General features: G+C 61.8%; 28 protein-coding genes. 15 read left to right on the top strand and 13 right to left on the bottom strand.

Annotated elements, in window-relative coordinates; all coding sequences use genetic code 11:
- The first annotated feature begins 105 nt into the window (after positions 1–105).
- The 5 genes from RA25_RS06920 (at position 106) to RA25_RS06900 (ending at position 4,442) form a co-directional block, all read left to right on the top strand.
- Positions 106–969 (top strand): hypothetical protein, encoded by an 864-nt coding sequence (locus RA25_RS06920; protein ID WP_019296194.1) that lies wholly within the window; start codon positions 106–108, stop codon positions 967–969.
- 59 nt (positions 970–1,028) lie between these two features.
- Positions 1,029–1,946 carry a homoserine O-acetyltransferase MetA gene (gene metA, locus RA25_RS06915; RefSeq protein WP_019296193.1) on the top strand — a complete coding sequence of 306 codons (918 nt, stop codon included), beginning with the start codon at positions 1,029–1,031 and terminating at the stop codon, positions 1,944–1,946.
- Between the two features lies 1 nt (position 1,947).
- A complete protein-coding gene (locus RA25_RS06910) occupies positions 1,948–2,901 on the top strand; it encodes an alpha/beta fold hydrolase (protein WP_039170954.1) in 954 nt (317 codons plus the stop codon).
- 61 nt (positions 2,902–2,962) lie between these two features.
- On the top strand, positions 2,963–3,832 hold the full coding sequence (gene ppk2 / locus RA25_RS06905; protein WP_039170949.1) for a polyphosphate kinase 2: 870 nt from the start codon (positions 2,963–2,965) through the stop codon (positions 3,830–3,832).
- Positions 3,825–4,442, top strand: coding sequence for a TetR/AcrR family transcriptional regulator (locus RA25_RS06900; protein WP_019296190.1), 618 nt, complete (start codon positions 3,825–3,827; stop codon positions 4,440–4,442). Before ppk2 ends, RA25_RS06900 begins: the two co-directional genes overlap by 8 nt.
- A gap of 9 nt (positions 4,443–4,451) precedes the next feature.
- Here RA25_RS06900 and RA25_RS06895 read toward each other — a convergent pair whose 3' ends face one another.
- From RA25_RS06895 to rplM, 5 genes are all read right to left on the bottom strand, one after another.
- Positions 4,452–5,510: an adenylate/guanylate cyclase domain-containing protein gene (locus RA25_RS06895; RefSeq protein ID WP_019296189.1), complete on the bottom strand. Its 1,059-nt coding sequence runs from the start codon at positions 5,508–5,510 to the stop codon at positions 4,452–4,454.
- Positions 5,507–5,875, bottom strand: coding sequence for a group I truncated hemoglobin (locus RA25_RS06890; protein ID WP_019296188.1), 369 nt, complete (start codon positions 5,873–5,875; stop codon positions 5,507–5,509). Before RA25_RS06890 ends, RA25_RS06895 begins: the two co-directional genes overlap by 4 nt.
- Positions 5,876–6,010: 135 nt before the next feature.
- Positions 6,011–6,622: a CatB-related O-acetyltransferase gene (locus tag RA25_RS06885; protein WP_052254187.1), complete on the bottom strand. Its 612-nt coding sequence runs from the start codon at positions 6,620–6,622 to the stop codon at positions 6,011–6,013.
- Between the two features lie 153 nt (positions 6,623–6,775).
- Positions 6,776–7,261 (bottom strand): 30S ribosomal protein S9, encoded by a 486-nt coding sequence (gene rpsI / locus RA25_RS06880; protein WP_019296186.1) that lies wholly within the window; start codon positions 7,259–7,261, stop codon positions 6,776–6,778.
- 5 nt (positions 7,262–7,266) lie between these two features.
- Complete coding sequence (gene rplM, locus RA25_RS06875; RefSeq protein ID WP_019296185.1) at positions 7,267–7,725, bottom strand: 50S ribosomal protein L13; 459 nt, start codon at positions 7,723–7,725, stop codon at positions 7,267–7,269.
- Between the two features lie 310 nt (positions 7,726–8,035).
- On the opposite strand from rplM, the gene RA25_RS06870 reads away from it, so the two are divergent.
- On the top strand, positions 8,036–8,560 hold the full coding sequence (locus tag RA25_RS06870; protein ID WP_152610459.1) for a hypothetical protein: 525 nt from the start codon (positions 8,036–8,038) through the stop codon (positions 8,558–8,560).
- 78 nt (positions 8,561–8,638) lie between these two features.
- Here the strand turns inward: RA25_RS06870 and RA25_RS06865 are convergent, their stop codons facing one another.
- Positions 8,639–10,042, bottom strand: a complete 1,404-nt coding sequence (locus RA25_RS06865) for an aminotransferase-like domain-containing protein (protein WP_039145773.1) — start codon at positions 10,040–10,042, stop codon at positions 8,639–8,641.
- A 96-nt stretch (positions 10,043–10,138) separates the two neighbouring features.
- On the opposite strand from RA25_RS06865, the gene RA25_RS06860 reads away from it, so the two are divergent.
- The 3 genes from RA25_RS06860 (at position 10,139) to asd (ending at position 11,683) form a co-directional block, all read left to right on the top strand.
- Positions 10,139–10,372, top strand: a complete 234-nt coding sequence (locus RA25_RS06860; protein ID WP_039145766.1) for a DUF1127 domain-containing protein — start codon at positions 10,139–10,141, stop codon at positions 10,370–10,372.
- A gap of 99 nt (positions 10,373–10,471) precedes the next feature.
- Positions 10,472–10,708 (top strand): hypothetical protein, encoded by a 237-nt coding sequence (locus RA25_RS06855; RefSeq protein ID WP_019296182.1) that lies wholly within the window; start codon positions 10,472–10,474, stop codon positions 10,706–10,708.
- Between the two features lie 84 nt (positions 10,709–10,792).
- Positions 10,793–11,683 (top strand): archaetidylserine decarboxylase, encoded by an 891-nt coding sequence (gene asd, locus RA25_RS06850; protein WP_039170945.1) that lies wholly within the window; start codon positions 10,793–10,795, stop codon positions 11,681–11,683.
- A 10-nt stretch (positions 11,684–11,693) separates the two neighbouring features.
- Here asd and RA25_RS06845 read toward each other — a convergent pair whose 3' ends face one another.
- A complete protein-coding gene (locus tag RA25_RS06845) occupies positions 11,694–12,116 on the bottom strand; it encodes a PaaI family thioesterase (RefSeq protein ID WP_039145759.1) in 423 nt (140 codons plus the stop codon).
- 58 nt (positions 12,117–12,174) lie between these two features.
- Between RA25_RS06845 and RA25_RS06840 the strand changes: the two genes are divergently transcribed.
- The 4 genes from RA25_RS06840 to gluQRS all read left to right on the top strand — a co-directional run bounded on the left by RA25_RS06840 (position 12,175) and on the right by gluQRS (position 16,143).
- Positions 12,175–12,960 carry an enoyl-CoA hydratase gene (locus tag RA25_RS06840; RefSeq protein ID WP_039145758.1) on the top strand — a complete coding sequence of 262 codons (786 nt, stop codon included), beginning with the start codon at positions 12,175–12,177 and terminating at the stop codon, positions 12,958–12,960.
- A 322-nt stretch (positions 12,961–13,282) separates the two neighbouring features.
- Positions 13,283–14,638: a methylenetetrahydrofolate--tRNA-(uracil(54)-C(5))-methyltransferase (FADH(2)-oxidizing) TrmFO gene (trmFO, locus tag RA25_RS06835; protein ID WP_039170942.1), complete on the top strand. Its 1,356-nt coding sequence runs from the start codon at positions 13,283–13,285 to the stop codon at positions 14,636–14,638.
- Positions 14,639–14,671: 33 nt separating this feature from the next.
- On the top strand, positions 14,672–15,286 hold the full coding sequence (locus tag RA25_RS06830; RefSeq protein WP_039170939.1) for a class I SAM-dependent DNA methyltransferase: 615 nt from the start codon (positions 14,672–14,674) through the stop codon (positions 15,284–15,286).
- Complete coding sequence (gluQRS, locus tag RA25_RS06825; protein WP_039170936.1) at positions 15,283–16,143, top strand: tRNA glutamyl-Q(34) synthetase GluQRS; 861 nt, start codon at positions 15,283–15,285, stop codon at positions 16,141–16,143. Before RA25_RS06830 ends, gluQRS begins: the two co-directional genes overlap by 4 nt.
- Positions 16,144–16,179: 36 nt before the next feature.
- Here gluQRS and hisI read toward each other — a convergent pair whose 3' ends face one another.
- The gene (gene hisI / locus RA25_RS06820) at positions 16,180–16,539 is read right to left on the bottom strand and encodes a phosphoribosyl-AMP cyclohydrolase (protein WP_019296175.1); all 360 of its coding nucleotides are present in this window, start codon (positions 16,537–16,539) and stop codon (positions 16,180–16,182) included.
- A gap of 77 nt (positions 16,540–16,616) precedes the next feature.
- Between hisI and RA25_RS06815 the strand changes: the two genes are divergently transcribed.
- On the top strand, positions 16,617–17,069 hold the full coding sequence (locus RA25_RS06815) for an iron-sulfur cluster assembly scaffold protein (protein WP_019296174.1): 453 nt from the start codon (positions 16,617–16,619) through the stop codon (positions 17,067–17,069).
- A 302-nt stretch (positions 17,070–17,371) separates the two neighbouring features.
- Here the strand turns inward: RA25_RS06815 and RA25_RS23415 are convergent, their stop codons facing one another.
- From RA25_RS23415 to sciP, 5 genes are all read right to left on the bottom strand, one after another.
- A complete protein-coding gene (locus RA25_RS23415) occupies positions 17,372–17,494 on the bottom strand; it encodes a hypothetical protein (protein ID WP_019296173.1) in 123 nt (40 codons plus the stop codon).
- A 148-nt stretch (positions 17,495–17,642) separates the two neighbouring features.
- On the bottom strand, positions 17,643–19,733 hold the full coding sequence (recG, locus tag RA25_RS06810) for an ATP-dependent DNA helicase RecG (RefSeq protein WP_039170933.1): 2,091 nt from the start codon (positions 19,731–19,733) through the stop codon (positions 17,643–17,645).
- On the bottom strand, positions 19,730–21,982 hold the full coding sequence (ligA, locus tag RA25_RS06805; RefSeq protein WP_052254186.1) for an NAD-dependent DNA ligase LigA: 2,253 nt from the start codon (positions 21,980–21,982) through the stop codon (positions 19,730–19,732). Before ligA ends, recG begins: the two co-directional genes overlap by 4 nt.
- Before the next feature lie 168 nt (positions 21,983–22,150).
- Entirely contained in the window at positions 22,151–22,870 is a 720-nt protein-coding gene (gene ctrA, locus RA25_RS06800) for a response regulator transcription factor CtrA (RefSeq protein WP_019296170.1), read from the bottom strand.
- A 117-nt stretch (positions 22,871–22,987) separates the two neighbouring features.
- On the bottom strand, positions 22,988–23,275 hold the full coding sequence (gene sciP / locus RA25_RS06795) for a CtrA inhibitor SciP (RefSeq protein ID WP_019296169.1): 288 nt from the start codon (positions 23,273–23,275) through the stop codon (positions 22,988–22,990).
- Positions 23,276–23,422: 147 nt separating this feature from the next.
- On the opposite strand from sciP, the gene mnmA reads away from it, so the two are divergent.
- Positions 23,423–24,568, top strand: a complete 1,146-nt coding sequence (mnmA, locus tag RA25_RS06790) for a tRNA 2-thiouridine(34) synthase MnmA (RefSeq protein ID WP_039170930.1) — start codon at positions 23,423–23,425, stop codon at positions 24,566–24,568.
- Positions 24,569–24,644: the final 76 nt, after the last annotated feature.

Here is a 24,644-nt window from a genome sequence, read left to right as displayed (position 1 = left end):
TTTGGGGGCGGGGTTTTCTTTTGCCGCGGCGCATGCGCGCATGGAATTGACCCGGCCCCCGCGGGTGGCTAGCAAGGCGTGACACCTTCAGGGACTTGGACTTTCATGCTCTACTCTTCCGCACAGGACTGGCGCGACGCCCCCAGCAAACGGGTGCTGTTCTTTGGCATGTCCGGGCTTGGCAAAACCTATGTCAGCAACGTTCTGCGCGGGGCCGGCAGCTGGTTCCACTACTCGATCGATTACCGCATCGGCACCCGTTACATGGGCGAATACATCGCCGATAATGCCAAGGCCGAGGCGATGAAAGTGCCGTTCCTGCGCGAACTTCTGCTGACGGATTCGATCTTCATCGGCTCCAACATCACGTTCGAAAACCTGCGCCCGGTCTCTGCCTATCTGGGCAAGCCCGGCGACACCGCCAAGGGCGGGCTGCCGATTGCCGAGTACAAGCGCCGCCAGGAGCAGTTCCGCGTCGCCGAGATCCGCGCTCTGCTGGACACCGAGTATTTCGCGGACCGGGCACAGCAGCTGTACGGCTACCCGAATTTCATCTGCGACACCGGCGGCTCGATCTGCGAATGGGTCGACGCCAATGACCCGAACGACCAGATCCTGTCCGAGCTAAGCAAGCACACGCTGATGGTCTGGATCAAGGGCAGCGAGGAGCACACCGCAGAACTGGTCCGGCGCTTTGACCGGGCGCCCAAGCCGATGTCTTACCAGCCGGAGTTCCTGAACCGCGTCTGGCAGGAATACCTTAAGGAAAACAAGATACCTGAGGCGGATGTGGACCCCGATGCATTTATCCGCTGGACCTACTCCCAGGCACTGGCCCACCGCCAGCCGCGCTATCAGGCGATGGCGGACAACTGGGGCGTCACCGTGACCGCCAGCCAGATCTCCGCCGTCAAGGATGAGGCTGGTTTCGTGGATTTGATCGCCGAAGCCCTTGAGGACCGCGGCTAAGCCGACTATCTGACAACCTCCGCTATATCGCACAACTTTCCGCAAATCAGGATACTGACATGCCCATCAAGATCCCCGCTGACCTGCCCGCCTATGACGTTCTGACGAACGAAGGCGTGATGGTCATGTCGCCGGATCAGGCGGCACGTCAGGACATCCGGGCGCTGCGCATCGGGCTGCTCAATCTGATGCCCAAGAAGATCCAGACGGAGAACCAGTTTGCCCGGCTGATCGGGGCGACGCCCTTGCAGATCGAGCTGAGCCTGATCCGGATGACCGAGCATCAGACCAAGAACACTGCGGCTGCGCATATGGAGGAGTTCTATCACTCCTTCCAGGAGGTGAAGCACGAGAAGTTCGACGGGCTGATCATCACCGGCGCTCCGATTGAGCATCTCGACTTTCCTGAAGTTACCTACTGGGAAGAGATGCGCGAGGTGTTCGAGTGGACCCAGACCAACGTGCATTCGACCTTTGGCGTCTGCTGGGGCGGCATGGCGATGATCAATCATTTCCATGGCGTGAAGAAACACATGCTGGACCACAAGGCGTTCGGCTGCTTCCGGCATCAAAACCTGGCGCCGGCCTCGCCTTACTTGCGCGGGTTCTCGGATGATTTCGTGATCCCGGTCAGCCGCTGGACAGAGATGAAACAGCCGGAGGTCGATGCCGCCGAAGGGCTGACGACACTCCTGGGCAGCGACGAGGTCGGCCCCTGCCTGATTGAGGACAAGGCGCACCGGGCGCTCTATATCTTCAACCATTTTGAGTACGACAGCGATACGCTGAAGCAGGAATACGACCGCGACGTGGCCAATGGCACCCCGATCAACGTGCCGGGCAACTACTATCCGGACAATGATCCCAGCCGCCAGCCGCAGAACCGCTGGCGCAGCCACGCGCATCTTCTCTATGGCAACTGGATCAATGAGATTTACCAGACAACGCCTTATGACATGGATGAGATCGGCCGCTAGAATGCTGGTCTGGGCAGGCCTTGCTGTGGCAGCGGGGACTGCCCTCACGCTTTGGCAGGCGGGCCGGCGCGAGGCCGCAGCTGAGGCCCGCCATCCGCCGCAAGGCCAGGTTCTGGTGGTGGGCAGCCACCGGGTGCATGTGGTGGAGATGGGACGGCCCAAGGGCAGCGCGCCGGATCTGGTGCTGCTGCATGGCTCCAGCGGAAACACCCGCGACATGACGTTCCGGCTGGCGCCAGCACTCGCTGACGAGTTCCGGATTCTGATCTTCGACCGCCCGGGCCTGGGCTATTCCAGCCCGCTCAACGGTACGGGCGCGACCATCCGCCAGCAGGCGGAGGTGCTGCGCCAGGCCGCGGCGCAGATGGGGGCAGTGAAGCCAATTGTGCTGGGCCAAAGCTATGGCGGTGCAGTGGCGCTGGCCTGGGCGGTGGATCACCCCGAAAGCGTCTCTGCGCTGGTTTCGGTGTCCGGGGTGGCTTACCCTTGGACAACGCCGCTGGACCCGCTCTACCGTCTCACCTCCTCTCGTTTTGGCAGCGCTGTGGCGGTGCCGATGCTGGCGGCCTATGTCCCGGACTTGGTGGTCAGCCGCTCCCTGCAGGAGATTTTTGCCCCGCAGGCAGTGCCGGAAGGATATGCAGAGCATTTTGGCACCAGCCTGTCGTTGCGGCGCGGGTCGCTGCGGGCCAACGCCCGGCAGCGGGCGAACCTGCTGGAGGAAGTGACAGAACTTTCGCAGCATTACGGCCGCATCACGTTGCCGCTGGAGGTGATCCACGGCACTGAGGACGACCTGGTGAACCTCAAGCTGCACGCCGAAGGGCTGGCACGGGATGTCGACAGTGCGCGGCTGACTCGGCTGGAGGGGATTGGCCATATGCCGCAGCACGTCGCAACAGAAGATGTCGCCGATGCGGTGCGCCGCGCGGCGGAACGCGCGCATTTGCGTTAAAGCGATTCACATTCCATACTTCCTTCCCATATAAGGGGTTGAGGACAGAAGGGTTTTGCACATGCCGCTGCCGTTTGACGGGGCCATCAGCCGCTTTTTCCAGAGCGGCGCACCGGAGGAGATCCGCGAGGCCATCAAGGGCGCGGACAAAGATGAAATCCTCAGCCCCAGCTATCCGCACAGGAAGCTGATGAAGCGCAAGGCTTATGACAAAGAGCTTGAGGCGCTGCAGATTGAATTGGTCAAGCTGCAGTCCTGGGTCAAGGCCACGGGCCAGCGGATCGCCATCGTCTTTGAGGGCCGCGATGCGGCTGGGAAGGGCGGCACCATCAAGCGGTTCCGCGAGAATCTGAACCCGCGCGGCGCGCGGATCGTGGCGCTGTCCAAGCCCACCGAGGCCGAGCAGAGCCAGTGGTATTTTCAGCGCTATGTTCAGCAGCTGCCGTCGGGCGGCGAGATCGTGTTCTTCGACCGCAGCTGGTACAACCGCGGTGTGGTGGAAAAGGTGTTCGGTTTCTGTACGGATCAGCAGCGGGGGCGGTTCTTTGACCAGGCTCCTGGATTTGAAGCGGCTTTGGCTGAAGATGGAATCCACCTGTTCAAATTCTGGCTCAACGTCGGCCGTGCCGAGCAGCTGCGCCGCATTCTGGCACGCGAATCCGACCCGCTGAAACAGTGGAAGCTGAGTCCGATCGACGTGAAGGGGCTGGAGAAATGGGACGACTACAGCGCCGCCATTTCAGAAACTTTCGCGCGCAGCCACAGCGCGGAGGCCCCCTGGACAATCATCCGCTCCGATGACAAACGGCGGGCTCGGCTGGCGGCGATGCGCTGCGTGCTGCATGCGATTGACTACGCTCAGAAGGACGCCAAGGCGATTGGCGCCCTGGACCAAGAAATTTGCGGAGGCCCGGAAATCTGGGATGCCTAAACGCGGTTATCATCACGGCAACCTGCGCCAGGCGCTGGTCGAGGCCGCCCTGCAGCTGATCGAGGCTAAGGGGCCGACCGGCTTTACGCTGTCGGAAGCGGCCAAGCAGGCGGGGGTCACCCCGGCGGCGGTCTACCGCCATTTTGAGGGCCGCGAGGATCTGATCGCGGAGGCCTCGCGCCAGGGCTACGTGATGTTTGCCGATCTGATGCAGCACGCCTATGACAAGTATCAGCCGTCAGCACTGGCAGCGTTTGAGGCAACCGGGCGGGCCTATTTGGCCTTTGCCCGCAAACATCCCGGCCACTATATCGCGATGTTCGAAAGCGGTATTTCGGTGAACCGCACGCCGGAACTGGCAGATGCCGCGGCGCGCGCGCGCGCGATTCTGGAACGCGCTGCGGCGGACCTCAGCCAGCATATCCCTGCGGAGAAACGCCCGCCGGCCTCGATGTTCTCTGCGCATGTGCTGGCGATGAGCCACGGGGTGGTGGAGCTTTATGCGCGCAACTCACCCGGAGCTGCCTCACCCTTTCCGCCGGAGGATCTGCTGGAAAGCGGCATCGGCATCTACCTGCGCGGTTTGGGGCTGATCGGGCCGGACAATTAGAACCGGCCGCTAAAAACGCCCGCTGGGCTGCGGGGCGCTCAGCTCGTCGCCGACGTTCACCAGGTTCACCTCGCCGATGCCCTTGATGTCTTCAGGGCCTATGTCGGTTACGTGGAATTCCTCTGACAATGCGTCCTTCATGTCCTCTGGCGCGACGATTTTCATCGGGTTGGCAAAGACTTGCAGCCGGGAGGCCAGATTCACTGCAGGACCGAAGACATCATAGACGTACTTCTGAATACCCACCACAGACCCCACGGCTGAGCCGGTGCCAAGGCCGATCCGGGCCTGCCACTTGTGCTGATGGCTTTGATTGCGGCGGTCCAGATAGCGCAGGAAGCGGGTGGCGCAATGGGCGACAGCGGTGGCGTGGTCCGGCGTCGGCTCCGGCATGCCGGCAACCGCCAGATAGGCGTCGCCGATGGTCTTGATCCGCTCGCAGCCGTATTGCTCGACGATGCGGTCAAACGCAGTGAAGATGTCGTTCAGCTCTCCCAGCGTGACCGTCGGATCGGTGCGGGAGGCAAAGTCGGTGAAATTCACGAAGTCCAGCATCACCACCGACACCTTGGGATAGAGCTGCGGGGTGACGACGCCGAAGGTCTTGAACTCCTCATAGACGGAGCGCGGCATCAGGTTCAGCAGCAGCCGCTCCACCCGCTCCTTCTCGCGCTCCAGCTCGCGGGTGTTGCGCTCCACCATGGTGGAATAGCTGTCGATCATGCTCTCCAGCTCGCGGATGCGGGTGATGTTCTGGCATTCTACCACCAGCAGCGCCTCGTTCAGGTGGCTGGCCTGGGAAATGTTGATGGCAAACACCAGTGTGCGGCGCTTGCGCTTGATCTTCAGCTCCGCTGAATAGCGCAGGCCCTCGTCGCAGAGCGGCCCCAGGTCCTCCGGCTGCAGGCCGTCTATGGCATCGGTCAGAGAAGCACCCTCGCCCGGGGTTCCGAACCATTCTGCAAAGGGCTGATTGTGAAAGACAAATCCAAGATCTGATGCCCGCACTACGGCTACGCCGACACCAATGGCACGCAACAGCTGTTCATTGATGGCGGCAATGCTCATGCCGCATCCCGGGTAACGATGATGCTGCGTTTGCCCTCGATGGCGCTGAGCGTGGTGCGGATGTCCGGCTCAGACAGCCCATGCTGTTCCAGCGCTTCTTTCAGCAATGCGCCCATCTCGTCGAAGTCTTCGTGGGTTATGCCGAGGGCCCTGTGCACTGCCTCCAGCCGGTCGTCGCTGAAGGACGCAGGCCCGCCCAGGAGCGAGGAAATGAACTTGGTCTGGTGATCAATGAGACGCGCCATGTCGACATCAGCGAAGTAGTCGCCGATCTGGTCAGAATCGAGCGCCAGCTCGTAGAAGGTCATCACAACCCGGCTAATGGCGCTGAACCCGCCGTATTTCTCATAGATTGTTTGCGGCATAACAGCTGTCCCCCCATCAGGAAGCGGTCCGCCCATGTTACGCTAATTTTGCGAAAAAGTTAACGCCCGGGGGCCGCTCGGGGCGCCCGGGCCGGGAAACAGCTCAAAACAAGGCCAAAATCCCGGCCTCCCGAGTCAGGCCGCGCTTTCATCCGTGAAGGTCACCAGATCGCTGACGATACACTGCAAACCTTCGATAAGATCCACGGTCGGCTGCGTCGACAGCAGCGGTGCCATTTCCTGGATCAGCGGCAGCGGCAGGTCCCACCAGCGCAGTTCCAGCAGTTTCTGGCACACCGCGTCATCAAAGCGTTTGCGCACAAGCTGCGCCGGGTTACCGGCCCAAACCTCATAAGCGCCCACATTGCCGGTTACGGTGGCATTGGGGCTGATGACAGCGCCGTCGCCGATTTTGACACCCCCCAACAGGGTGGCATTGGCGCCAATCCAAACGTCATTTCCGATCACCACATCGCGGCTGCCGGAGTGCGGCGCATGAGTCTCGGCTCCGCCCAGATGTTCCGTGAAGGCTTCGCCAAACGGAAAGGCGGAGATCCGGTCCAGCGCCGGAGACTGATCCAGCATGATCCGGACACGGCGGCCGATCGAGCAGAAGGAGCCGACTGCCACATTGGCACCGCCGCCCTGCCCTTCGATTTCCATATCTTCATAGCCATGAGTGAAGCGGCCGATTTCCAGTTTGCCGTCGCCGATCGGGGCAGTCTTGAATTGGTCTGGTGATGTCATGCTGTTCTGCCTTCCGTTTCCCGTCCTAGGATTTCCGTGCCAGCCTAAAAAATCTTTCTAAAGGAACCCTGAAAGTTTCCGGGAAACCGCAATGCCAGAAACGAAGAAGGGCCCGCCAGTGGCGAGCCCTTCCAAAACCATATGGTTCCCGGCTTAACGCTTGGAGAACTGGAACGAACGGCGGGCTTTGGCCTTACCGTATTTCTTACGTTCCACAACGCGGCTGTCGCGGGTCAGGAAGCCGGCCGCTTTCAGGGCGCCGCGCAGCGACGGATCGTACAGCTGCAGCGCTTTGGAGATGCCGTGCTTGACCGCACCGGCCTGACCGGACAGGCCGCCGCCCTTGACGGTGGCGTAAACGTCAAACTCGCCTTCGACGCCGGCAACCTGGAACGGCTGGCGCAGGATCATCTGCAGCACCGGACGGGCGAAGTACTTGTTGATTTCCTTGCCGTTCACCTCGACCTTGCCGGAGCCCGGCTTGATCCAGACGCGGGCAACAGCGTCTTTACGCTTGCCGGTGGCATAGGAGCGGCCCAGTTCGTCACGAACCGGCTCACGCGCGATGGTTTCTTCAGCCACTGCTTCCACACCGGTTGCAGCTGCGAGCTCTTCGAGAGTGTTGATCTGATCAGACATCAATATCAGCTCCGGGTGTTTTTCTTGTTCATGGATTTGACGTCCAGAACTTCAGGTGCCTGGGCTTCGTGCGGGTGCTCGGCACCAGCGTAAACGCGCAGGTTGGTCATTTGCTGACGCGACAGGCGGTTGCCCGGCAGCATACGCTTGACCGCTTGGGTCACAACGCGCTCCGGGTGTGCACCTTCCAGGATTTCCTGCTTGGTGCGCGACTTGATGCCGCCCGGGTGGCCAGTGTGCCAGTAGAAGTGCTCATCGCGCTTCTTGCCGGTCATCTGCACCTTTTCGGCGTTGATGATGATGACGTTGTCGCCCATGTCCATATGCGGAGTGAAGGACGCTTTGTGCTTGCCGCGCAGGCGCATGGCAACGATCGAGGCAAGACGGCCCAGCACCACGCCCTCGGCGTCGATGATGATCCACTTCTTCTCGATATCTGCCGGAGTAGCAGAGAAGGTTTTCATGGCAGGTCAATCCTGTTTGTCGTGAAAGGCAGAATCCCATCGGTCATCGGCCTGAATTCGATGGACGGGGTTTACGGGCATCCCAAGCCCCAGTCAACACCACCAAACAAGAATAAATCATTTGAAAACAACGTTTTAAAAAATAGGTATAATAATACCCCAAACATCGCCCCTCTCCCGGGCGGCAATGTTGTCGATAATACACACCACTGCCGCCGGTTCCCCCATCCAGAATACCGCGGTTGCTCTCGACAGAAGTTGAACATTAAGTCCCGGCAGAGAAGATCAACCAAAAAGAGAACAGCCACTCATGTTTCGCAAAATTGCATTTACTTGCACGCTTCCCGTAATGCTCGGCGCCTGCATGCAAAGCGCCGAAGTCACGACCCCAGCGGTTACCGCTGCACTCAAGAACGAAGGGATCACGGCTCCCCGCGTGCAAGGCTACAAAGAACTTACCTTCCGGACGCATGTGATCCTCGACAAGGAAAAGCTGGAAGCCACAGGCGGCTATCCGAGCAGCGACAACATGCAAGAAGTCACCGGTGCCAAGTGCACTATCGAAAGCGCCGAATTCAAAGCGACCTTCATAACACCCGCCAAGGTCAACGTACCGACGCTGAAACGGCGGCCGACGGATGCCTATGTAAAGTGCGCTGCAGGCAGCCAGTCAGGTGAAAAGACTTTGGCACCGATCCTAAACGGCACCGTCGTCGGCGGCGCATCCGCCGCAGGCCTTTTGGCCGCGGCGGTAACCGCCGGTATTGCGGCAGGCCGCGATGTCTGGTCGTTCAATGCCAATCATGCCTCCGGTGTTTCAATCCCGATTGAGTAACGCCAGACCAAACCAATCTAAGAAGGGGTCCGCAATCGCTGGACCCCTTCTTTTTTGAACGAACACTTTTGAACGAATTCACACGCTGATCTGCTCCGGCGGGTTGTCCAGCAGGGCGCGCAGGCGCAGCATTGCCTCCTCAAACTGTTTCAGCGGCACATGCGCGTTGATGGCAATGCGCACCGCATGGGGCGCGCGGCCGTCGCGCAGGGCGAACTCATCCGCAGAGCGGATCTGCACCCCGTTGGCCTCTGCCGCGCGGGTAAAGGCGGCGGCGCGCCAGCCGGACGGCAGTTTCAGCCAGAGGAACGGAACCTCCGGGTTCCAGGTCAGGTCAAAGCCGCCAAGCGCGTTGACAGCCACCCGCACATAGCGGGCCATCTCACTGCGCACGGATTGCACCAGCCCGGGCAGGCGCGGGTCACTGAGCAGGATCCGCACCAGTTCCGCAAGCGGCTGGGCGAGGCCGAAATAACCATACTCCGCCACCCGGCGCAGGTCCGCCGCCCGCCCCTCCGGCGCAAGGGCAAAACCGACGCGCAGGGCCGGCGTCAGAATCTTGGAGATCGAGGACACGTGCCAGGCCAGTTCCGGCGCCAGCGCCCGGTAGCTGGGGGCACGCGCCTCGCCCAGGCGGTAGCAGTCATCCTCGACAATCTGCACCCCGTGGCGGCGGGCGATGCGGACAATCTCCTTGCGGCGCTCCAGCGGGGTGAACAGTCCGGTGGGATTGTGCACTTCGGGGCTGGTGCAGATCACAGAAGCGCCGGATTTGCGGATGGCCAGTTCCATCGCATCCGGGCGGATGCCGTGTTCATCCATCGCCACCTCGACCACCTGCGCCCGCAGAAGCTCAGCCGCACGGCGGAATCCTGCATAGGTCAGGTCCTCGACAAGTATCACTGGCTGGGGGCCTTCCAGAATCGCCTGCAGCACCACCATCAGCCCGTTTTGGCCGCCATGGGTCAGCACCACGTCCTTTTCGCTGACTGGGCCAACCGGCGCCTTGGCAATCCATTCTGCAGCGGCCTGGCGTACCGGTTTATATGCATCGCGGGTCGGGTAGTTCAGAAAATTCCGCGCCTCGCCTTCCGCAACTTTGTGCAGCGCCTCGCGGACGGCAGCCACCTGCCCCATGTCGGCAATCCGCGGGCTGAACAGGCTGACATGGCCGGGATCGCGCGCCTCCAGCAGATGCAATTCCCGCGACCATACGTCATCGGGCACCGGCTTCTTCTTCTCAGCTACAAAAGTGCCACGCCCGACTTCGGCCTCCAGCACGCCCTCATCGGTCAGGATGCTGTAGGCGCGGGCGACAGTGCCGGGTGTTATGCTCAACTGATACGCGAGATCGCGGACCGGCGGCAGCTTTGTACCAATTTTCAGGCTCCCCGCTTCAACAGCAGAGCGGATTGTATCTGCGACCTTTTTGTACTTGGGACCTTTTGTCTCACCCAGGGCTTGCGGCCAAATTGTACCCATTACAATCCATCCTTGGACAACATCTCACCCCCTTTGTATCAAAACACTACGACAAATCAACAGGATTGTATCAACACAATACGAAGGAAGCCTCCCATGGCACAGCACACGCAAATGGCACAATCGAACATGTCCTTTCTGAACAGCCGCCCGGCCCTGCCGGTGCTGGCGCAGTTGGCCGTCTCCTTTGCCGTGCTGGTGACCAAGTGGAGCCTGCGCCATCGCACCCGAACCCATTTGAAACACCTGAGCGAGACGCAGCTGAAGGACATCGGGCTGAGCCGTGAGGACGCCCATTATGAAGCCACTCTTCCGTTCTGGCGCCCGTGATCCCCTGGGCAAAGGAACAACCTGACGGCCGGGGTTCGCCCCGGCCTTTTTTATTTACGCTTGCCTGGCGATAAGCGCACCACGCACAAGGACGCAGACATGGCGCACACCAACAAGGTAATCCACTCCGTCAATCTGGACGGCGATTTCGTTTGCGTTGACATTTTTCAGCGTCCGGACGGCACTTTTGGATTTGACGAGTTTCGCCGCGACCCGGAAGACGGTCGCGGCTGGTACAGTATCGGCCACTATGGGAGCCAAGTATTTGCCGACGCTGAATCCGCGATTTTGGAAGCACGGAACAGCATTGGCTGGTTCCAGGACAAGCAGGGCTAATGCACTGCCTGCTGCAAACCGCTCTTGGCGCGCCCGCCGCTTCTTGCTAGGCGCAGCGGGACGAAACCTGATTTGGCAGATTTGATGCAGCGCGACCCCATTCTTGTTGTTAACCGCGAGACCGGTGAGACCTTTGAAGAGGCCGTGCTGGGCGAGAAATGGATCCGCTGGGCCTATCAGAACGCCAGCGCACGGCCGGTGGAAAAGCTGCTGTTCCGCTCATCCCTGATCAGCCGGCTGATGGGCGCCTGGTTCGATTCCCGGTTCTCCAAGGGCAAAATCGCGGCAGTTGTCGACGAACTGTCCATCGACATGAGTGAGGCCACGGCTCCGGCAGACAGCTATGGCTGTTTCAATGACTTCTTCGTGCGCCACCTGAGGCCCGAGGCCCGCCCCTTCAGCGCGGACCCGAAGGACATTGTATCGCCCGCCGATGGCCGGGTGCTGGTGTTCCCGGAACTGGCAGAGGACGTGTTTGTGCCGGTCAAGGGCTATCCGATGTCGGTTCGCACCATGCTGCCCGGCATTGCGGAGCGGTTCATTGGCGGCGCGCTGGCAATTGTGCGGCTGTGCCCGGCAGACTACCACCGCTACCACTTCCCCGCCGCGGGCCGCATCACCGCAGCACAGGACATTCCCGGCGCGCTGCATTCGGTGAACCCGATTGCACTTGGCGCGGGGCCGGATGTGTTCGGCGAAAACAAGCGGACCTGGACCCTGATCGAAACCGAAAACCTGGGCAGCTATTGCTTCGTCGAGGTCGGCGCCTTCGGTGTCGGCTCCATCGTCAACACCCGCACCTCGGGCGCGGTGCAGAAGATGGACGAGAAAGGCTATTTCAAGTTCGGCGGCTCCACCGTGGTGGTGGTGTTCGAGCCGGGCAAAGTGCGGTTCGCCGATGATCTGGTGGCAAACAGTGCCAAGGGCCGCGAAACACTGGTCAAGGTGGGCCAGCCTTTCGCCACCGCCCTGTGAAAGCTGCCCCCTAACGCTTGGGCGGGATTGAATAGGTCATCGAGGCACGCGCCACCGGCTCTGCCATGCCCTCGGAATAGATCAGCACATCCGCCACCGCCAGCACCCGGCCCAGCTTCAGCAGCCGCGCCTCCCCGATCAGGTCTGCCCCAGCCGCAGGTTTGCGCATGAAGTCGAGCGAGCAGTTGGTGGTCACTGCCAGCGCCTCCTGCCCCAGATGCGCCAGGATCAGCGCGTAGACCGCGCAATCGGCCAGCGCAAACATCGACGGGCCGGACACCGTGCCGCCGGGGCGCAGGTGCCGCTCCGCCGTCAACAGCCGCATCCTCAGACGGTTTTCCTCCATCGCGTCGATGGCAAAGTCATCCCGCACCTGCGGAAAAATCTCATGCAGGTATTCCGTCAGACCTGCGACATCAAATGCCAGCGCCATGCTTTCCCTTTCTGTTCACCCCGCCTAGAGTTGCCCCCGGATTTGCGAGGAGGGCAAGATGGCAATTCTGGAACGTCACGACACGGGCGCAATTGCGCGGCTCACCATGAACACGCCCGAGAAGCTGAACGCGCTGTCGGACGAGATGCTGGCTGCGCTGCAGGAACAGATCGATGCCTTGCGCGAGGACAGCCGCATCAAGGTTGTGATTCTGTCAGGAGCGGGCAAGGCGTTCTGCGCAGGCCATGACATCAAGCAGATGACCGCGGGCCGCGCGTCTGAGGACGGCGGCAAGGCTTACTTCCAGGATCTGTTTGCCCGCTGCACCAGCGTGATGACGGGGCTGCAGTCCCTGCCCCAGCCGGTGATTGCCCAGGTTCACGGCATCGCCACCGCGGCGGGCTGCCAGCTGGTTGCCTCCTGCGATCTGGCGGTGGCGGCTGAGGGCACCAGATTCGGCGTCAACGGCGTGAACATCGGATTGTTCTGCTCCACCCCGATGGTGGCGCTGTCGCGGAACATCCCGCGCAAACAGGCGTTTGAGCTGCTGACAACTGGCGAATTCGTCGATGCCGCCCGCGCTGTCGACCTAGGCCTCGCCAACCGCGCCGTGCCGCTGGAGCAGTTGGAAGCTGAAACCAACCGGCTGGCCGAGACCATCGCCTCCAAGCTTGGTGCTGCGGTGAAAATCGGCAAACAGGCGTTTTACGAGCAGCTGCAGATGCCGCTGGACCAGGCCTATGCCTATACCAGCGGCGTGATTGTTGAAAACCTGATGCACCGTGACACCATCGAAGGTATGGCCGCGTTCATCGAAAAACGTGCCCCTGACTGGCAGGAATGAGTTTTTCCGAAAATTTACGGAAAGCTTTAGCCTTTGTTTACCAATAGGAACGTAATGTTTCCGTAATAGGCCAAATGACCGCCTTTCAATTCGGGCGGAAAGATGGCAAAGATTGGGCACGGCCGCTGAGCAGTCACCGGCCCGCACAATTTGGGCTGCTGCTGCGGAAGGGTCCCTCCAACCGGTCTCTCACCCGGCGATCCATCCCCGCAGCGGCGGCCCCAAATTTCCCCAACCAGCCCAGACAATCCGCGCCCGGCCATCCGCCTGCGCAACTGCCAAGCCTGTTGCACGATCCCGCCCCCTGCCCTATGTGGCGGGCATGACAGATCATTCGGCACAAACACTGCATATCGTGGGCGGCGGCATGGCCGGCTCGGAAGCGGCCTGGCAGGCGGCAAACATGGGCGTTCAGGTGGTGATCCACGAGATGCGCCCCAAGGTGGAAACCTTTGCCCACCAGACCGGCAACCTGGGCGAAATGGTGTGTTCCAACTCCTTCCGCTCCGATGACGACGAGCAGAACGCCGTGGGCCTGCTGCATTGGGAAATGCGCGCCGCAAACGGGCTGATCATGACCACCGCGGATGAGCACCGCCTGCCTGCCGGCGGCGCCCTGGCGGTAGACCGCGACCCCTTTGCCGAAACGGTGACCGCCAAGCTGAAGGCGCACCCGAATGTCACTGTTTCTTATGAAGAAATCACCGAACTGCCCACCGATGGCCACTGGATCTTTGCCACCGGCCCGCTGACCTCGCCGGAACTGGGCAAGGCGATCCAGGCCGAAACCGGTGCTGAGGCACTGGCCTTCTTTGATGCCATCGCGCCGATTGTCTATGCAGAAAGCATCGACATGTCCCAGGCCTGGATGCAGTCGCGCTATGACAAGGGCGAGACCGAGGAAGAGCGCACCGCCTACCTCAACTGTCCGATGGACAAGGACCAGTACGAGGCCTTCATCGACGCGCTGCTGGCCGCCGACAAGACCGAGTTCCACGAGGGCGAGACCGCGGGCTACTTCGACGGCTGCCTGCCGATCGAGGTGATGGCCGAACGCGGCCGCGAGACCTTGCGCCACGGCCCGATGAAACCGGTGGGGCTGACCAACCCGCACCAGCCGGAGGTCAAAGCACACGCCGTGGTGCAGCTGCGCCGCGACAACGCGCTGGGGACACTGTTCAATATCGTCGGCTTCCAGACCAAGATGAAATACGGCGCCCAGACGGAAGTCTTCAAGATGATCCCCGGGCTGGAGAACGCAAGTTTTGCCCGGCTCGGCGGCATCCACCGTAATACTTTCATCAACTCGCCCACCCTGTTGGACGCGCAGATGCGGCTGAAGTCAAAGCCCAACATCCGCTTTGCCGGCCAGATCACCGGGGTTGAGGGCTATGTGGAAAGTGCTGCCATGGGCCTGCTGGCAGGCCGCCTGGCAGCGGCGGAAATCCTTGGGCAGGAGCTGCCGGAAGTGCCGCAGGACAGCGCCATGGGCGCGCTGATCCACCACATCACCGGCGGTGCCGAAGCCAAAACCTTCCAGCCAATGAACGTGAACTTCGGCCTGTTCCGCCCGGTGGACGGCCTCAAGGGCGGCCGCCGCGGCCGCAAGGACCGTTACAAGGCCTATACCGACCGCGCCAAGGATGTCTGGCAGGAGTGGCTGAAAAACTTTTCCTAGACGAAAAGCCGTGTCCGCGCCTAAACTTTTTCCATGAGCGAAAAGTTTCTGGACAAGGCGTACGGCCTTGAAACACCGGAAGCGACCCTGGAGCACTATGACCAATGGGCCGCTTCCTATGACGCAGAGATTGCCGAAAACGGTTACGCAACACCGGGGCGGATTGCCCAGGCTTTGGCAAAATACCAAACCGACATGAGCGAGCCCGTGCTGGATTTCGGCTGCGGAACCGGTCTGGCCGGCCTTGCGCTGCGGCTGCAGGGGTTTGAAACCGTGGACGGCATGGAGCCGTCGGAAGAAATGCTTGCCCAGGCCCGCAGCAAGGACGCCTACCGCACGCTGACCCGGATCGATCCCGCGGCGAAACAGCCGATCCCGCACGGCGCCTACCGCCTGATCACCGGCTGCGGCGTTCTGGGCACAGGCGCAGCGCCGCCCGCGGTGTTCGACACGATCATGCACGCCCTGCCGCGCGGCGGATTGTTCGCCTTTTCCTACAATGATCACGCGCTGGCGGACCATGCCTACACCGGCAAGCTCAATGAATGGCTGGACTGTTCAGCAGCACGGCTGCTATTTCGGGAACACGGGGATCACCTCCCCGGCATCAACCTGAAGTCCACCGTTTATGTAATTGAGAAAGCGTGACATTCACCACACGTTTCGCACCGTCGCCAACCGGACCGTTGCACCTGGGCCATGCCTATTCGGCGCTTCTGGCGCATGACATGGCCGTGGCCGAGGGCGGCACCTTCCTGCTGCGCATCGAAGACATCGACCAGTCGCGCGCGCGTGCCGAATGGGAGGCGCAAATATATGAGGACCTTCACTGGCTTGGCCTCAGGTGGCCGAAACCGGTGATGCGCCAGTCGGAGCGGTTGCACCGTTACCGGGCAGCACTCAAACAGCTGACTGCGATGGGCCTCACCTATCCCTGCCGCTGCAACCGTGCTGATATTGAGGCGGCTGCCGGCGCGCCGCAGGAAGGGGTGCCGCAGTTCGGCCCGGACGGACGCATCTACCCTGGCACCTGCCGCAGCCGCCTGCCATCGGAGACCGCGGACCGGGACGTGATCCGCCTGAATATGCAGAAAGCGGTCCGCGCCGCCGGTTTGCGAAGCTTCGCGGAGACCGGGCCGGAGTTCCAGGGCGCGCATGCTTTGGACCCTGACGCGCTGATCTCAGGTGTTGGCGACATCATTCTGGTGCGCCGCAACATGGGCAGTTCCTACCACCTGTCGGTGGTGATGGATGACGCGGACCAGGGCATCACACATGCGGTGCGCGGTGCAGACCTTTTCGAGGCAACCCAAATCCACGTCCTGCTGCAATGCCTGCTGGGCCTGCCCACACCCGTTTACCACCACCACCATCTGATCCGCGATGAGAACGGCAAACGCCTCGCCAAACGCGACGACGCCCGCGCCATCGCCAAATACCGCGCCGAAGGGGCCACCCCGCAAGACATCCGCGAAATGGTGGGCCTGCCGCTTCTTTCTGGCTGAAAATATCCCCGCCGGAGGCACGGCCCGCCAGGGCCGTTATTCCATCGGCTTCATCAGCTCAACCTCTTCCCCGTCCCGCACCGCGGTATAGAAACAGGTCCGCCGGTTGGTGTGGCAGGCCGCACCGGTCTGGCGCACCAGTGCCAGAAGGCAGTCACGGTCGCAGTCAATCCGCAGATCCACCAGTTCCTGCACGTGGCCGGAGGTCTCGCCCTTGATCCAGAACGACTGCCGCGAGCGCGACCAATAGGTGACTTTGCCGGTCTCAAGCGTCTTCGCCACCGCATCGGCATTCATCCAAGCCATCATCAGCACCTCGCCGGAGGCGTCGTCCTGCGCAATGCAAGGGATCAGCCCAGCATCGTTGTAGGTCAGGCTGGCGGGATCAAAGGACATGTCTAAAAACCTTTTGCATCTGCTGTTCGGCTCCCTATGTATGGGGAACCTGCAAAATGGGAAAGACCGGGAAAGCAATGTCTGGCGATAGTGATCTGATCAAGCTGTATTCCTCGCGCATTCTGGCGCTGGCAGCCGACATTCCGCACCTCGACCGGTTGCAGGCGCCGGACGCCACGGTCAAGAAACGATCGCCCTTGTGCGGCTCTGCCGTGACCGTCGACGTCAAGGTTGAGGATGGCCGGATCACGGATTTCGGTCAGGACGTGAAGGCCTGTGCCCTGGGTCAGGCCTCTGCCGCGGTGGTAGGCGCCAATGTCATTGGCCGCTCGCAGGAAGAGGTTGAAACCGCCCGCAATCAGCTCAAGGCCATGCTGACCCAGGACGGACCGGTCCCTGATGCGCCGTTTGACGGGCTGGAAGTTCTGCAGCCTGCAAAGGAATTCAAGAACCGCCACGCCTCGATCATGCTGGCGCTGGAGGCAACTCTGGAAGCGATGCAGACCGCTGCCAAGGAGCAATGCGCCTGAGGCACTAGGTCCGCGGCACAAAACGCTCACAGCAAGGAGCACCAGACTGCCCTGCATTCTTGCAGGGCTTTGGCTTTCTATGCCCCGCACCAATGAAAAAACCGCCGCACATCCGGGCAGATGGCGGCGGCAGTCATGCTCTGTTGTGCGGGACCCGGGCGGGCCAGGCAGGATCTTGAGGCAATTCAGTCGAAGATCGGGCCGAGGGGGATCTGTACAGGCGGTTGATCCCCTAAGAACAGTCCGGGACAGGAAAGGGCCGGCCCGGCACAGCAGAGGCATTCAGGAAAACGGTACAGGCGTCAGAACAGCCCCGGCAGGTGCAGCGCCGCCACCAGCATCACCATCAGCGAGGCCGCACCGATGGCGTCCTGCAGCAGGGTTGAATGGGCGTTTTGAATGGTGGTCTTGATCTGTGCAATCATGGCTCGGGCCTCCTCCAGTCTGTGTCGCTGCTCTCTGGTAATCTTGTTGCCTCTTTGTTCTCATTTTCAGGCGCGCCTGTAAAGAACTTTTTGAGAACATTTGCGAACACATGAGAACACCGCAGCGGAACAGTCGCGGGAGCGGAGACTAACCCACTGAAATCAAACGGATCGCCTGATCCTGTTTCATCAGCCACAACAGAACGCGCGCCGCCTTGCCGCGCTCCCCCTCCAGCTTGGGATCAGCCGCCAGCAGCGCCCGCGCGTCGCTTTGCGCCACTGCCATCAGCCCGGCCTGTCGTTCCAGGTCGGCTATTTGGAATCGCGGCAGCCCGGATTGCGCGGTGCCGATCATGTCGCCCGCTCCGCGCATCTGCAGGTCGGTCTCGGAGATCCGGAAACCGTCTTCGGTCTCGCGCAGCACCTCCAGCCGCTTGCGGCCGCCCTCGGTCAGCGGCGGCTGGTACATCAGGAGACAGGTCGACTCGGCACTTCCACGCCCCACCCGCCCGCGCAGCTGGTGCAGCTGGGCGAGGCCGAATATCTCTGCCCGCTCAATCACCATGATCGAGGCATTGGGCACGTTCACCCCGACCTCAATCACCGTGGTGGCCACCAGAACCTTTGTCTCTCCTTCAACAAACGCCGCCATCGCCGCGTCCTTCTCAGAGGGGGGCATCTGGCCGTGCACCAGTCCAACTGTTCCTTCGCCGAGAATAGCGCGCAGGTGCTTGAAGCGTTCTTCCGCCGCGGTCAGGTCGCTCAGCTCGGATTCGTCCACCAGCGGGCAAACCCAATAGCACTGCCGCCCCTCGGCAATCGCCTTGCGCAGGTGGTCCACCACCTCCTGCATCCGCTCCGTACTGATCACGGCTGTCTTGACCGGCTTGCGCCCCGGCGGTTTCTCATCCAGCACCGAGACATCCATGTCGCCATACTGCGCCAGCGCCAGTGAGCGCGGGATCGGTGTCGCAGTCATCACCAGAACATCGGCGCCCTTGCCCTTTTCCGCCAGCTCCATTCGCTGGCGCACGCCGAAGCGGTGCTGTTCATCGACAATCGCAAGGCGCAGGTCACGGAATTCCACGTCATGCTGGAACACTGCATGAGTGCCGACCAGAATGTGAATATCGCCGCGCTTCAGCGCGGCCAATTTTGCCTTTCGCTCAGCGCCCTTGTCGCGGCCCGTCAGGATCTCGATCACCACGCCCGCGTCTTCGGCCAGCGGCGCCAGGCCTTCCATGTGCTGCTGCGCCAGAATGCCGGTTGGGGCCATCATCACCCCCTGCCCGCCCGCTTCAACAGCTACCAGCAAGGCCATGAAAGCAACCAGCGTTTTTCCAGCACCCACATCGCCCTGCAGAAGCCTGTTCATGCGCTTGTCCGAGGCCATATCGGCAGAGATTTCCTCAATCGCGCGGGCCTGTGCGCCTGTGGGCCGGTACGGCAGCGCCTGCAGCACCTTGGACTGCAACCGTCCGGTGGCCGCACTTTGGATACCACGCGCCTTGCGCTCCTTCTGGCGCGCCAGCGCCAGGGTCAGCTGATGGGCAAAGAGTTCGTCATAGGCCAAACGCGCCCGGGCCGGCGCCTGCGGGCTGAGGTCATCCGGCCCTTGCGGCGCATGGGCAAACTGGAGCGCCTCATGCCAGGCGGGCCAGTTTTCCCGCAGCATCTGCGCCAGGTCGATCCACTCTGCCAGTTCCGGCATCCGCGCCAGCGCGCTTTGCGCCGCTTTGTACATCGTCTTTTGCGTGACCCCGTGGGTCAGGCTGTAAACCGGCTCAAACTCCGGGATGCCGTGTGCCTCTTCCACCGCCAGCATGTGGTCCGGATGGACCATCTGCGCGAGACCATCAAACAGTTCCAGTTTGCCAGAGACTACCCGGCGGGCGCCTTCTGGCAACTGCGCCTCGAGGTAGCGGCTACGGCCGTGGAAGAAGACCAGCTGGAACTCGGTCTCCGAATCCTCCACATGAATGCGGTAGGCCCCGCCGCGGTTGCGCGCCGGGCGGTGACGGCCAATGGTCACCTCCACCGTCACAGTGGCGGGCAACTCTACCCCGAGGATGGTGTCGCGGCGGCGCCGGTCCACCACCGAATACGGCAGCGAAAACAGCAGATCCCGCGGCGTTTCGATATCAATCTGGCTGAGGCTCTGCGCCGTTTTCGGGCCGACACCCTGCAGGGTCTCAGCGCCGGCAAACAGCGGAAACAGGATCTCGGGACGCCCGCTCATGCCTCTGCGATCAGCTCCAGCCAACCGTCTTCGTCCATAGTCCGGATACCTAGTTCCGCCGCCTTCTTGGCCTTGGAGCCAGCGCCCGGACCCGCCACCAGGATGTCGGTCTTCTTGGAGACTGAGCCGGAAACCTTGGCCCCCAGCGCCTCTGCCCGCGCCTTGGCTTCGGCCCGGGTCATCTTCTCCAGCGTGCCGGTGAAGACCACGGTCTTTCCAGCCACCGGGCTGTCCGCGGCCGGGGCATCCGGCGGCACGATGGTGAGTTTTTCCACCAGCCGGTCAAACGCCGCGCGCTCCTCTGCGTTGGCAAAGGCGTCGGACAGGGAAAGGCCCAAAACTGCGCCGATCCCGTCCACGCCAATGAGGTCGGCCCAGGCAGACGAGGCGTCCGCGGGAACATTGCAAGCCGCAACGGCTGCCGCACGGGTTTCAGAGATCTTCGCGCGCCTGCCTTCGTCAGCTGCGGCTTGACGCTCCGCCTCTTCGGCTTCATCCGCGGCCCGGTGGGCCAGCGCAGCCGGGCGGGCAGTATCAATCGCCTCCGCCATTGCCTGCCAATCCCGGTAGTGCAACGCCAGATCACGGCCAGCGACCTCGCCGGCGTGGCGGATGCCAAGGGCAAAAATCAGCTTGGCCAGCGGGATGGTTCGCTTTTCCTCGATCGCCGCGAACAGGTTCTCGGCGGACTTCTCTCCCCAGCCCTCGCGGTTCTTCAGCTGCTGCAAGCCAGACCCATAATTCGCTTGCAGATCAAAGATATCTGCAGGCTCCTTGATCCATTCATCACCGTGGAACTGCTCCACCTGCTTGGCGCCCAGCCCTTCGATGTCAAAGGCCGCTCGGGAGACGAAATGCTTCAGCTTCTCCACCGCCTGGGCGGGGCAGATGATGCCGCCGGAGCAACGCCGCACCGCATCGCCCTCTTCCCGTTCCGCCGGGCTTCCGCACTCCGGGCAGATGTGCGGGAACTGGTAAGGTTCTGCGCCATCCGGGCGTTTGGCCAGATCCACATCGGCCACCTTGGGGATCACATCGCCGGCGCGGTAGATCTGCACCCAATCACCGATGCGGATGTCCTTGCCGCCGCGGATTTCCTCGCCCTTTGAATCGCGCCCCTGAATGTAGTCCTCATTGTGCAGCGTGGCGTTGGATACCACCACCCCGCCAACCGTCACCGGGGTGAGCCGCGCCACCGGGCTGAGCGCGCCGGTGCGGCCGACCTGAATGTCGATGGCCTCCAGCCGGGTCCAGGCAAGTTCGGCTGGGAATTTGTGCGCAATCGCCCAGCGGGGTGTGGTGGAGCGGAACCCCAGCCGCGCCTGCAGCGCCAGATCATTGACCTTGTAGACCACGCCGTCGATGTCATAGCCGAGCGTAGCTCGCTGCTCCTCGATGCTGCGGTAATGCGCGATCATGTCTTCGGTGGACGCACAGAGCCGGGTCAGCGGATTGGTCTGAAAGCCCAGGGACTTCAGCCGTTCGATTGCCTCTATCTGGGTCTCTGCCAGCGGCGCGCTCAGCTCTCCCCAGCTGTAGGCAAAGAACCGCAAGGGCCGCGCACGGGTGATTTCCGCATCCAGCTGCCGCAAGGAGCCCGCAGCCGCATTGCGCGGATTGGCAAAGGTCTTGCCGCCGCGTTCCTCGTGCCGGGCATTCAGCGCCTCGAAATCCGCGTGGCTCATGTAAACTTCGCCGCGCACTTCCAGAACGTCCGGCGCCCCTTCCAATTGCTGCGGGATGTCGGCAATGGTGCGGGCGTTGGCGGTCACGTTCTCGCCAATGCTGCCATCGCCGCGGGTCGCCGCCTGGATCAGCGTGCCGTTTTCATAACGCAGGGACAGCGACAGCCCGTCAATTTTAGGCTCCGCCGTGAAGGCCAGCGCATCCGCCGGGCTGAGGCCGAGGTACTTGCGGATGCTGCGGTCGAAATCCGCGACGTCTTCATCCTCAAAGGCATTGCCCAGCGACAGCATCCGAACGGAATGAGTGATCTTGCCAAAGCCGGACGCGGCAGGCGCGCCGACCGCGTCCAGCTGGGTGGCCGCTTCCGCGAGTTCAGGGAAAGCATCCGCAAGAGCCCGGTAGCGGCGTTTCAGCGAATCATATTCCGCATCACTGATCTCCGGCGCGTCGTCCTGGTGATAGGCCAGATCAGCCGCCCGCAACTGCTCTTCAAGCGCCTCAAATTCCGCCTTTGCGTCATCTGCTGTCAGGCTGGCCACGTCTTTTTCTGTCAATTCTGCCACGCGCGGTCCCTCTTCGTTCTCCCCTCCGGTGATAAGGCTCCACGCGCGCCGCGTCCAGCGCATCTGACAGTCGGCGCACTGCAGCCGTTAAAAACAAAAAGACCCGCCCAAAGGCAGGTCTTTGCAACCGGTGGCGCATCATCACGCGCCACCCGGGTGTTCTTCCTTTCAGGCGCCGACAGCCATCCGCTGACCGCCTGACATATGATCTTCCTGCGGATCACGCAGCACATAGCCGCGGCCCCAGACAGTTTCGATGTAGTTTTCGCCGTCTGTCGCGTTGCTGAGTTTCTTACGCAACTTACAGATGAAAACATCGATGATTTTCAGTTCCGGTTCATCCATGCCGCCATAAAGATGGTTCAGGAACATCTCCTTGGTCAGCGTGGTACCCTTGCGCAGGGACAGAAGCTCCAGCATCTGGTATTCCTTGCCGGTCAGATGCACCGCCTTGCCGCCGGCCTCCACCGTCTTGGCGTCCAGATTGACCGCGATCTTGCCGGTCTTGATGATCGACTGCGAATGGCCCTTGGACCGGCGGATAATCGCGTGGATCCGCGCCACCAGTTCCTCGCGGTGGAAGGGTTTGGTCAGATAGTCATCCGCGCCAAAGCCGAAGCCCTTGATCTTGTTGTCGGTATCGTCTGCACCGGACAGGATCAGAATGGGGGTTTCGATGCGGGACATGCGCAGCTGGCGCAGCACCTCATGGCCGTTCATATCCGGCAGCCCCAGATCCAAGAGGATCAGGTCATAGTCGTAAAGTTTGGCCAGATCGATCCCTTCTTCCCCCAGATCCGTCGTATAAACGTTCAGGTTGGCATGGGTCAGCATCAGCTCGATGCTTTTTGCCGTGGTCGGATCATCCTCAACCAGCAGAATGCGCATATTATTTTCTCCGCCTGTACACTGTTTCCCTCAGGTCGCGTTAACCTTGGTGGAAAAAAGTTAATGCCTCGTTACCATGATGGTTAATTTAGAATTTCAACTCAAGGGCGGCCTGAATTATTTTGCGTCCTGGTCACGGAATTTCTTGAGACGTGTGGTTTTCAGGGCCTCTTCGCCATGATCGGCAACGGCTGCAACCCAGCTGCGGAACTCTTCCTCGCTCAGGCCGTAGCGGCGCATCGCCTCCTTCTGCGGCAGCAGCCCATACAGCACACCGCGCACCACGGCTGCCTTGCGCGAGGCCACCCAGCGCTTGGTGGTTTCCGGCGGCAAATCCGCCCGGGTCATGATGGTGCCATCCGGCAGGGTAACCGCCCGCGGCCCGTCGACTTTCTTCAAAAACATCTTTCTTCCCTCTGAAGATCTTGTTCGTTGGGTCTGACACCAGAATTTCCCAACAGGCTTAACGCCGCATGAACCACGCCCCTTGAGAGTCCTTAGGATTTTCATATATTCTGCGGCGCCTGCCCCCTTGCCTTCAGGAGCTGCCCCATGGCGCTGGACCACGACACGGAACTCAATTCACTCGGCTTTGCCAAACCGCCCTCGGAAACCCGGGTGGTTGTGGCGATGTCAGGCGGCGTCGACAGCTCTGTTGTTGCTGCATATTTGGCCGATCAGGGCTATGACGTGGTCGGCGTGACGCTGCAGCTCTACGATCACGGCGCGGCGCTGGCGAAAAAAGGCGCCTGCTGCGCGGGCATCGATATCCATGATGCGCGGCGCGTGGCAGAGGAACGCGGCTTCCCGCATTACGTCCTGGATTATGAGAACATTTTTAAGGATGCGGTGATTGACGAGTTCGCCGACAGCTATTTGGCTGGTGCAACCCCGGTACCCTGCATCCGCTGCAATGAGCGGGTGAAGTTCAAGGATCTCCTGGAAACCGCCAAGGATCTGGAGGCCGACTGCATGGCGACCGGTCATTACATCCAGCGCAAGATGGGCGCGCACGGGCCGGAACTGCACTCCGCTGAAGACGCCAACCGCGACCAGAGCTACTTCCTGTTCTCCACCACGCCGGAGCAGCTCGATTACCTGCGCTTCCCGCTGGGCCACCTGCCCTCCAAGGACGCCACCCGCGAGATGGCGGCCCAATACGGTCTGGCGGTGGCCGACAAGCCTGACAGCCAGGACATCTGCTTTGTGCCGGACGGCAACTACGCCAGCGTGATCGAGAAGCTGCGCCCCGGCGCAGCGGAGCCGGGCGAGATCGTGCATTCCGACGGCCGGGTGCTGGGCAGCCACGAGGGCGTCATCCACTACACCATCGGCCAGCGCCGGGGGCTGGGTATCGGCGGGCTCAGCGAACCGCTTTATGTGGTGAAACTGGATGTGGACACAAAACAGGTGGTTGTCGGCCCCAAGGAGCTGCTGGCCACCCGCACCATCCCGGTGCGCGAGATCAACTGGCTGGGCGATGACCCCTTCACAAGCCGCAAAGAATGGCATCTGAAGGTCAAGGTCCGCTCCACCCGCCCGCCGCGCGAGGCGATCATCCGGCCGCTGACTGAGACCACTGCCGAGGTAGAGCTGCTGACGCCGGAAGAAGGCGTCTCCCCCGGCCAGGCTTGCGTGTTCTACGCCAGCGAGGGCAGCCGCATCTTCGGCGGCGGCTGGATCTGGCGCGGCTACTGAAAAGGCACTTCTGTCAAGGAAGGCGCAACCTCCGCGCGGCAGGCGCGGCTTGTCCTTGACGCGGCATCTTCAAAAC

The sequence above is a fragment of the Leisingera sp. ANG-S5 genome, from assembly GCF_000813925.1.
Lineage (GTDB): Bacteria > Pseudomonadota > Alphaproteobacteria > Rhodobacterales > Rhodobacteraceae > Leisingera.
Note: the sequence above shows the minus strand (reverse complement) of the source record. Positions and strands in the feature narration are given on the sequence as shown.

Bases quoted from the DNA above. Each gene is read 5' to 3' on its own strand.
- RA25_RS06910 (WP_039170954.1), top strand. From the start codon at position 1,948: ATGCTGGTCTGGGCAGGCCTTGCTGTGGCAGCGGGGACTGCCCTCACG.
- RA25_RS06855 (WP_019296182.1), top strand. From the start codon at position 10,472: ATGGCGCACACCAACAAGGTAATCCACTCCGTCAATCTGGACGGCGAT.
- RA25_RS06840 (WP_039145758.1), top strand. From the start codon at position 12,175: ATGGCAATTCTGGAACGTCACGACACGGGCGCAATTGCGCGGCTCACC.
- RA25_RS06830 (WP_039170939.1), top strand. From the start codon at position 14,672: ATGAGCGAAAAGTTTCTGGACAAGGCGTACGGCCTTGAAACACCGGAA.
- RA25_RS06900 (WP_019296190.1), top strand. From the start codon at position 3,825: ATGCCTAAACGCGGTTATCATCACGGCAACCTGCGCCAGGCGCTGGTC.
- RA25_RS06865 (WP_039145773.1), bottom strand. From the start codon at position 10,042: ATGGGTACAATTTGGCCGCAAGCCCTGGGTGAGACAAAAGGTCCCAAG.
- RA25_RS23415 (WP_019296173.1), bottom strand. From the start codon at position 17,494: ATGATTGCACAGATCAAGACCACCATTCAAAACGCCCATTCAACCCTG.
- RA25_RS06895 (WP_019296189.1), bottom strand. From the start codon at position 5,510: ATGAGCATTGCCGCCATCAATGAACAGCTGTTGCGTGCCATTGGTGTC.
- ppk2 (WP_039170949.1), top strand. From the start codon at position 2,963: ATGCCGCTGCCGTTTGACGGGGCCATCAGCCGCTTTTTCCAGAGCGGC.
- RA25_RS06890 (WP_019296188.1), bottom strand. From the start codon at position 5,875: ATGCCGCAAACAATCTATGAGAAATACGGCGGGTTCAGCGCCATTAGC.
- RA25_RS06845 (WP_039145759.1), bottom strand. From the start codon at position 12,116: ATGGCGCTGGCATTTGATGTCGCAGGTCTGACGGAATACCTGCATGAG.
- rpsI (WP_019296186.1), bottom strand. From the start codon at position 7,261: ATGTCTGATCAGATCAACACTCTCGAAGAGCTCGCAGCTGCAACCGGT.
- trmFO (WP_039170942.1), top strand. From the start codon at position 13,283: ATGACAGATCATTCGGCACAAACACTGCATATCGTGGGCGGCGGCATG.
- rplM (WP_019296185.1), bottom strand. From the start codon at position 7,725: ATGAAAACCTTCTCTGCTACTCCGGCAGATATCGAGAAGAAGTGGATC.
- RA25_RS06815 (WP_019296174.1), top strand. From the start codon at position 16,617: ATGTCTGGCGATAGTGATCTGATCAAGCTGTATTCCTCGCGCATTCTG.
- RA25_RS06860 (WP_039145766.1), top strand. From the start codon at position 10,139: ATGGCACAGCACACGCAAATGGCACAATCGAACATGTCCTTTCTGAAC.
- RA25_RS06920 (WP_019296194.1), top strand. From the start codon at position 106: ATGCTCTACTCTTCCGCACAGGACTGGCGCGACGCCCCCAGCAAACGG.
- mnmA (WP_039170930.1), top strand. From the start codon at position 23,423: ATGGCGCTGGACCACGACACGGAACTCAATTCACTCGGCTTTGCCAAA.
- ctrA (WP_019296170.1), bottom strand. From the start codon at position 22,870: ATGCGCATTCTGCTGGTTGAGGATGATCCGACCACGGCAAAAAGCATC.
- recG (WP_039170933.1), bottom strand. From the start codon at position 19,733: ATGAGCGGGCGTCCCGAGATCCTGTTTCCGCTGTTTGCCGGCGCTGAG.
- metA (WP_019296193.1), top strand. From the start codon at position 1,029: ATGCCCATCAAGATCCCCGCTGACCTGCCCGCCTATGACGTTCTGACG.
- hisI (WP_019296175.1), bottom strand. From the start codon at position 16,539: ATGTCCTTTGATCCCGCCAGCCTGACCTACAACGATGCTGGGCTGATC.
- asd (WP_039170945.1), top strand. From the start codon at position 10,793: ATGCAGCGCGACCCCATTCTTGTTGTTAACCGCGAGACCGGTGAGACC.
- RA25_RS06885 (WP_052254187.1), bottom strand. From the start codon at position 6,622: ATGACATCACCAGACCAATTCAAGACTGCCCCGATCGGCGACGGCAAA.
- RA25_RS06870 (WP_152610459.1), top strand. From the start codon at position 8,036: ATGTTTCGCAAAATTGCATTTACTTGCACGCTTCCCGTAATGCTCGGC.
- sciP (WP_019296169.1), bottom strand. From the start codon at position 23,275: ATGTTTTTGAAGAAAGTCGACGGGCCGCGGGCGGTTACCCTGCCGGAT.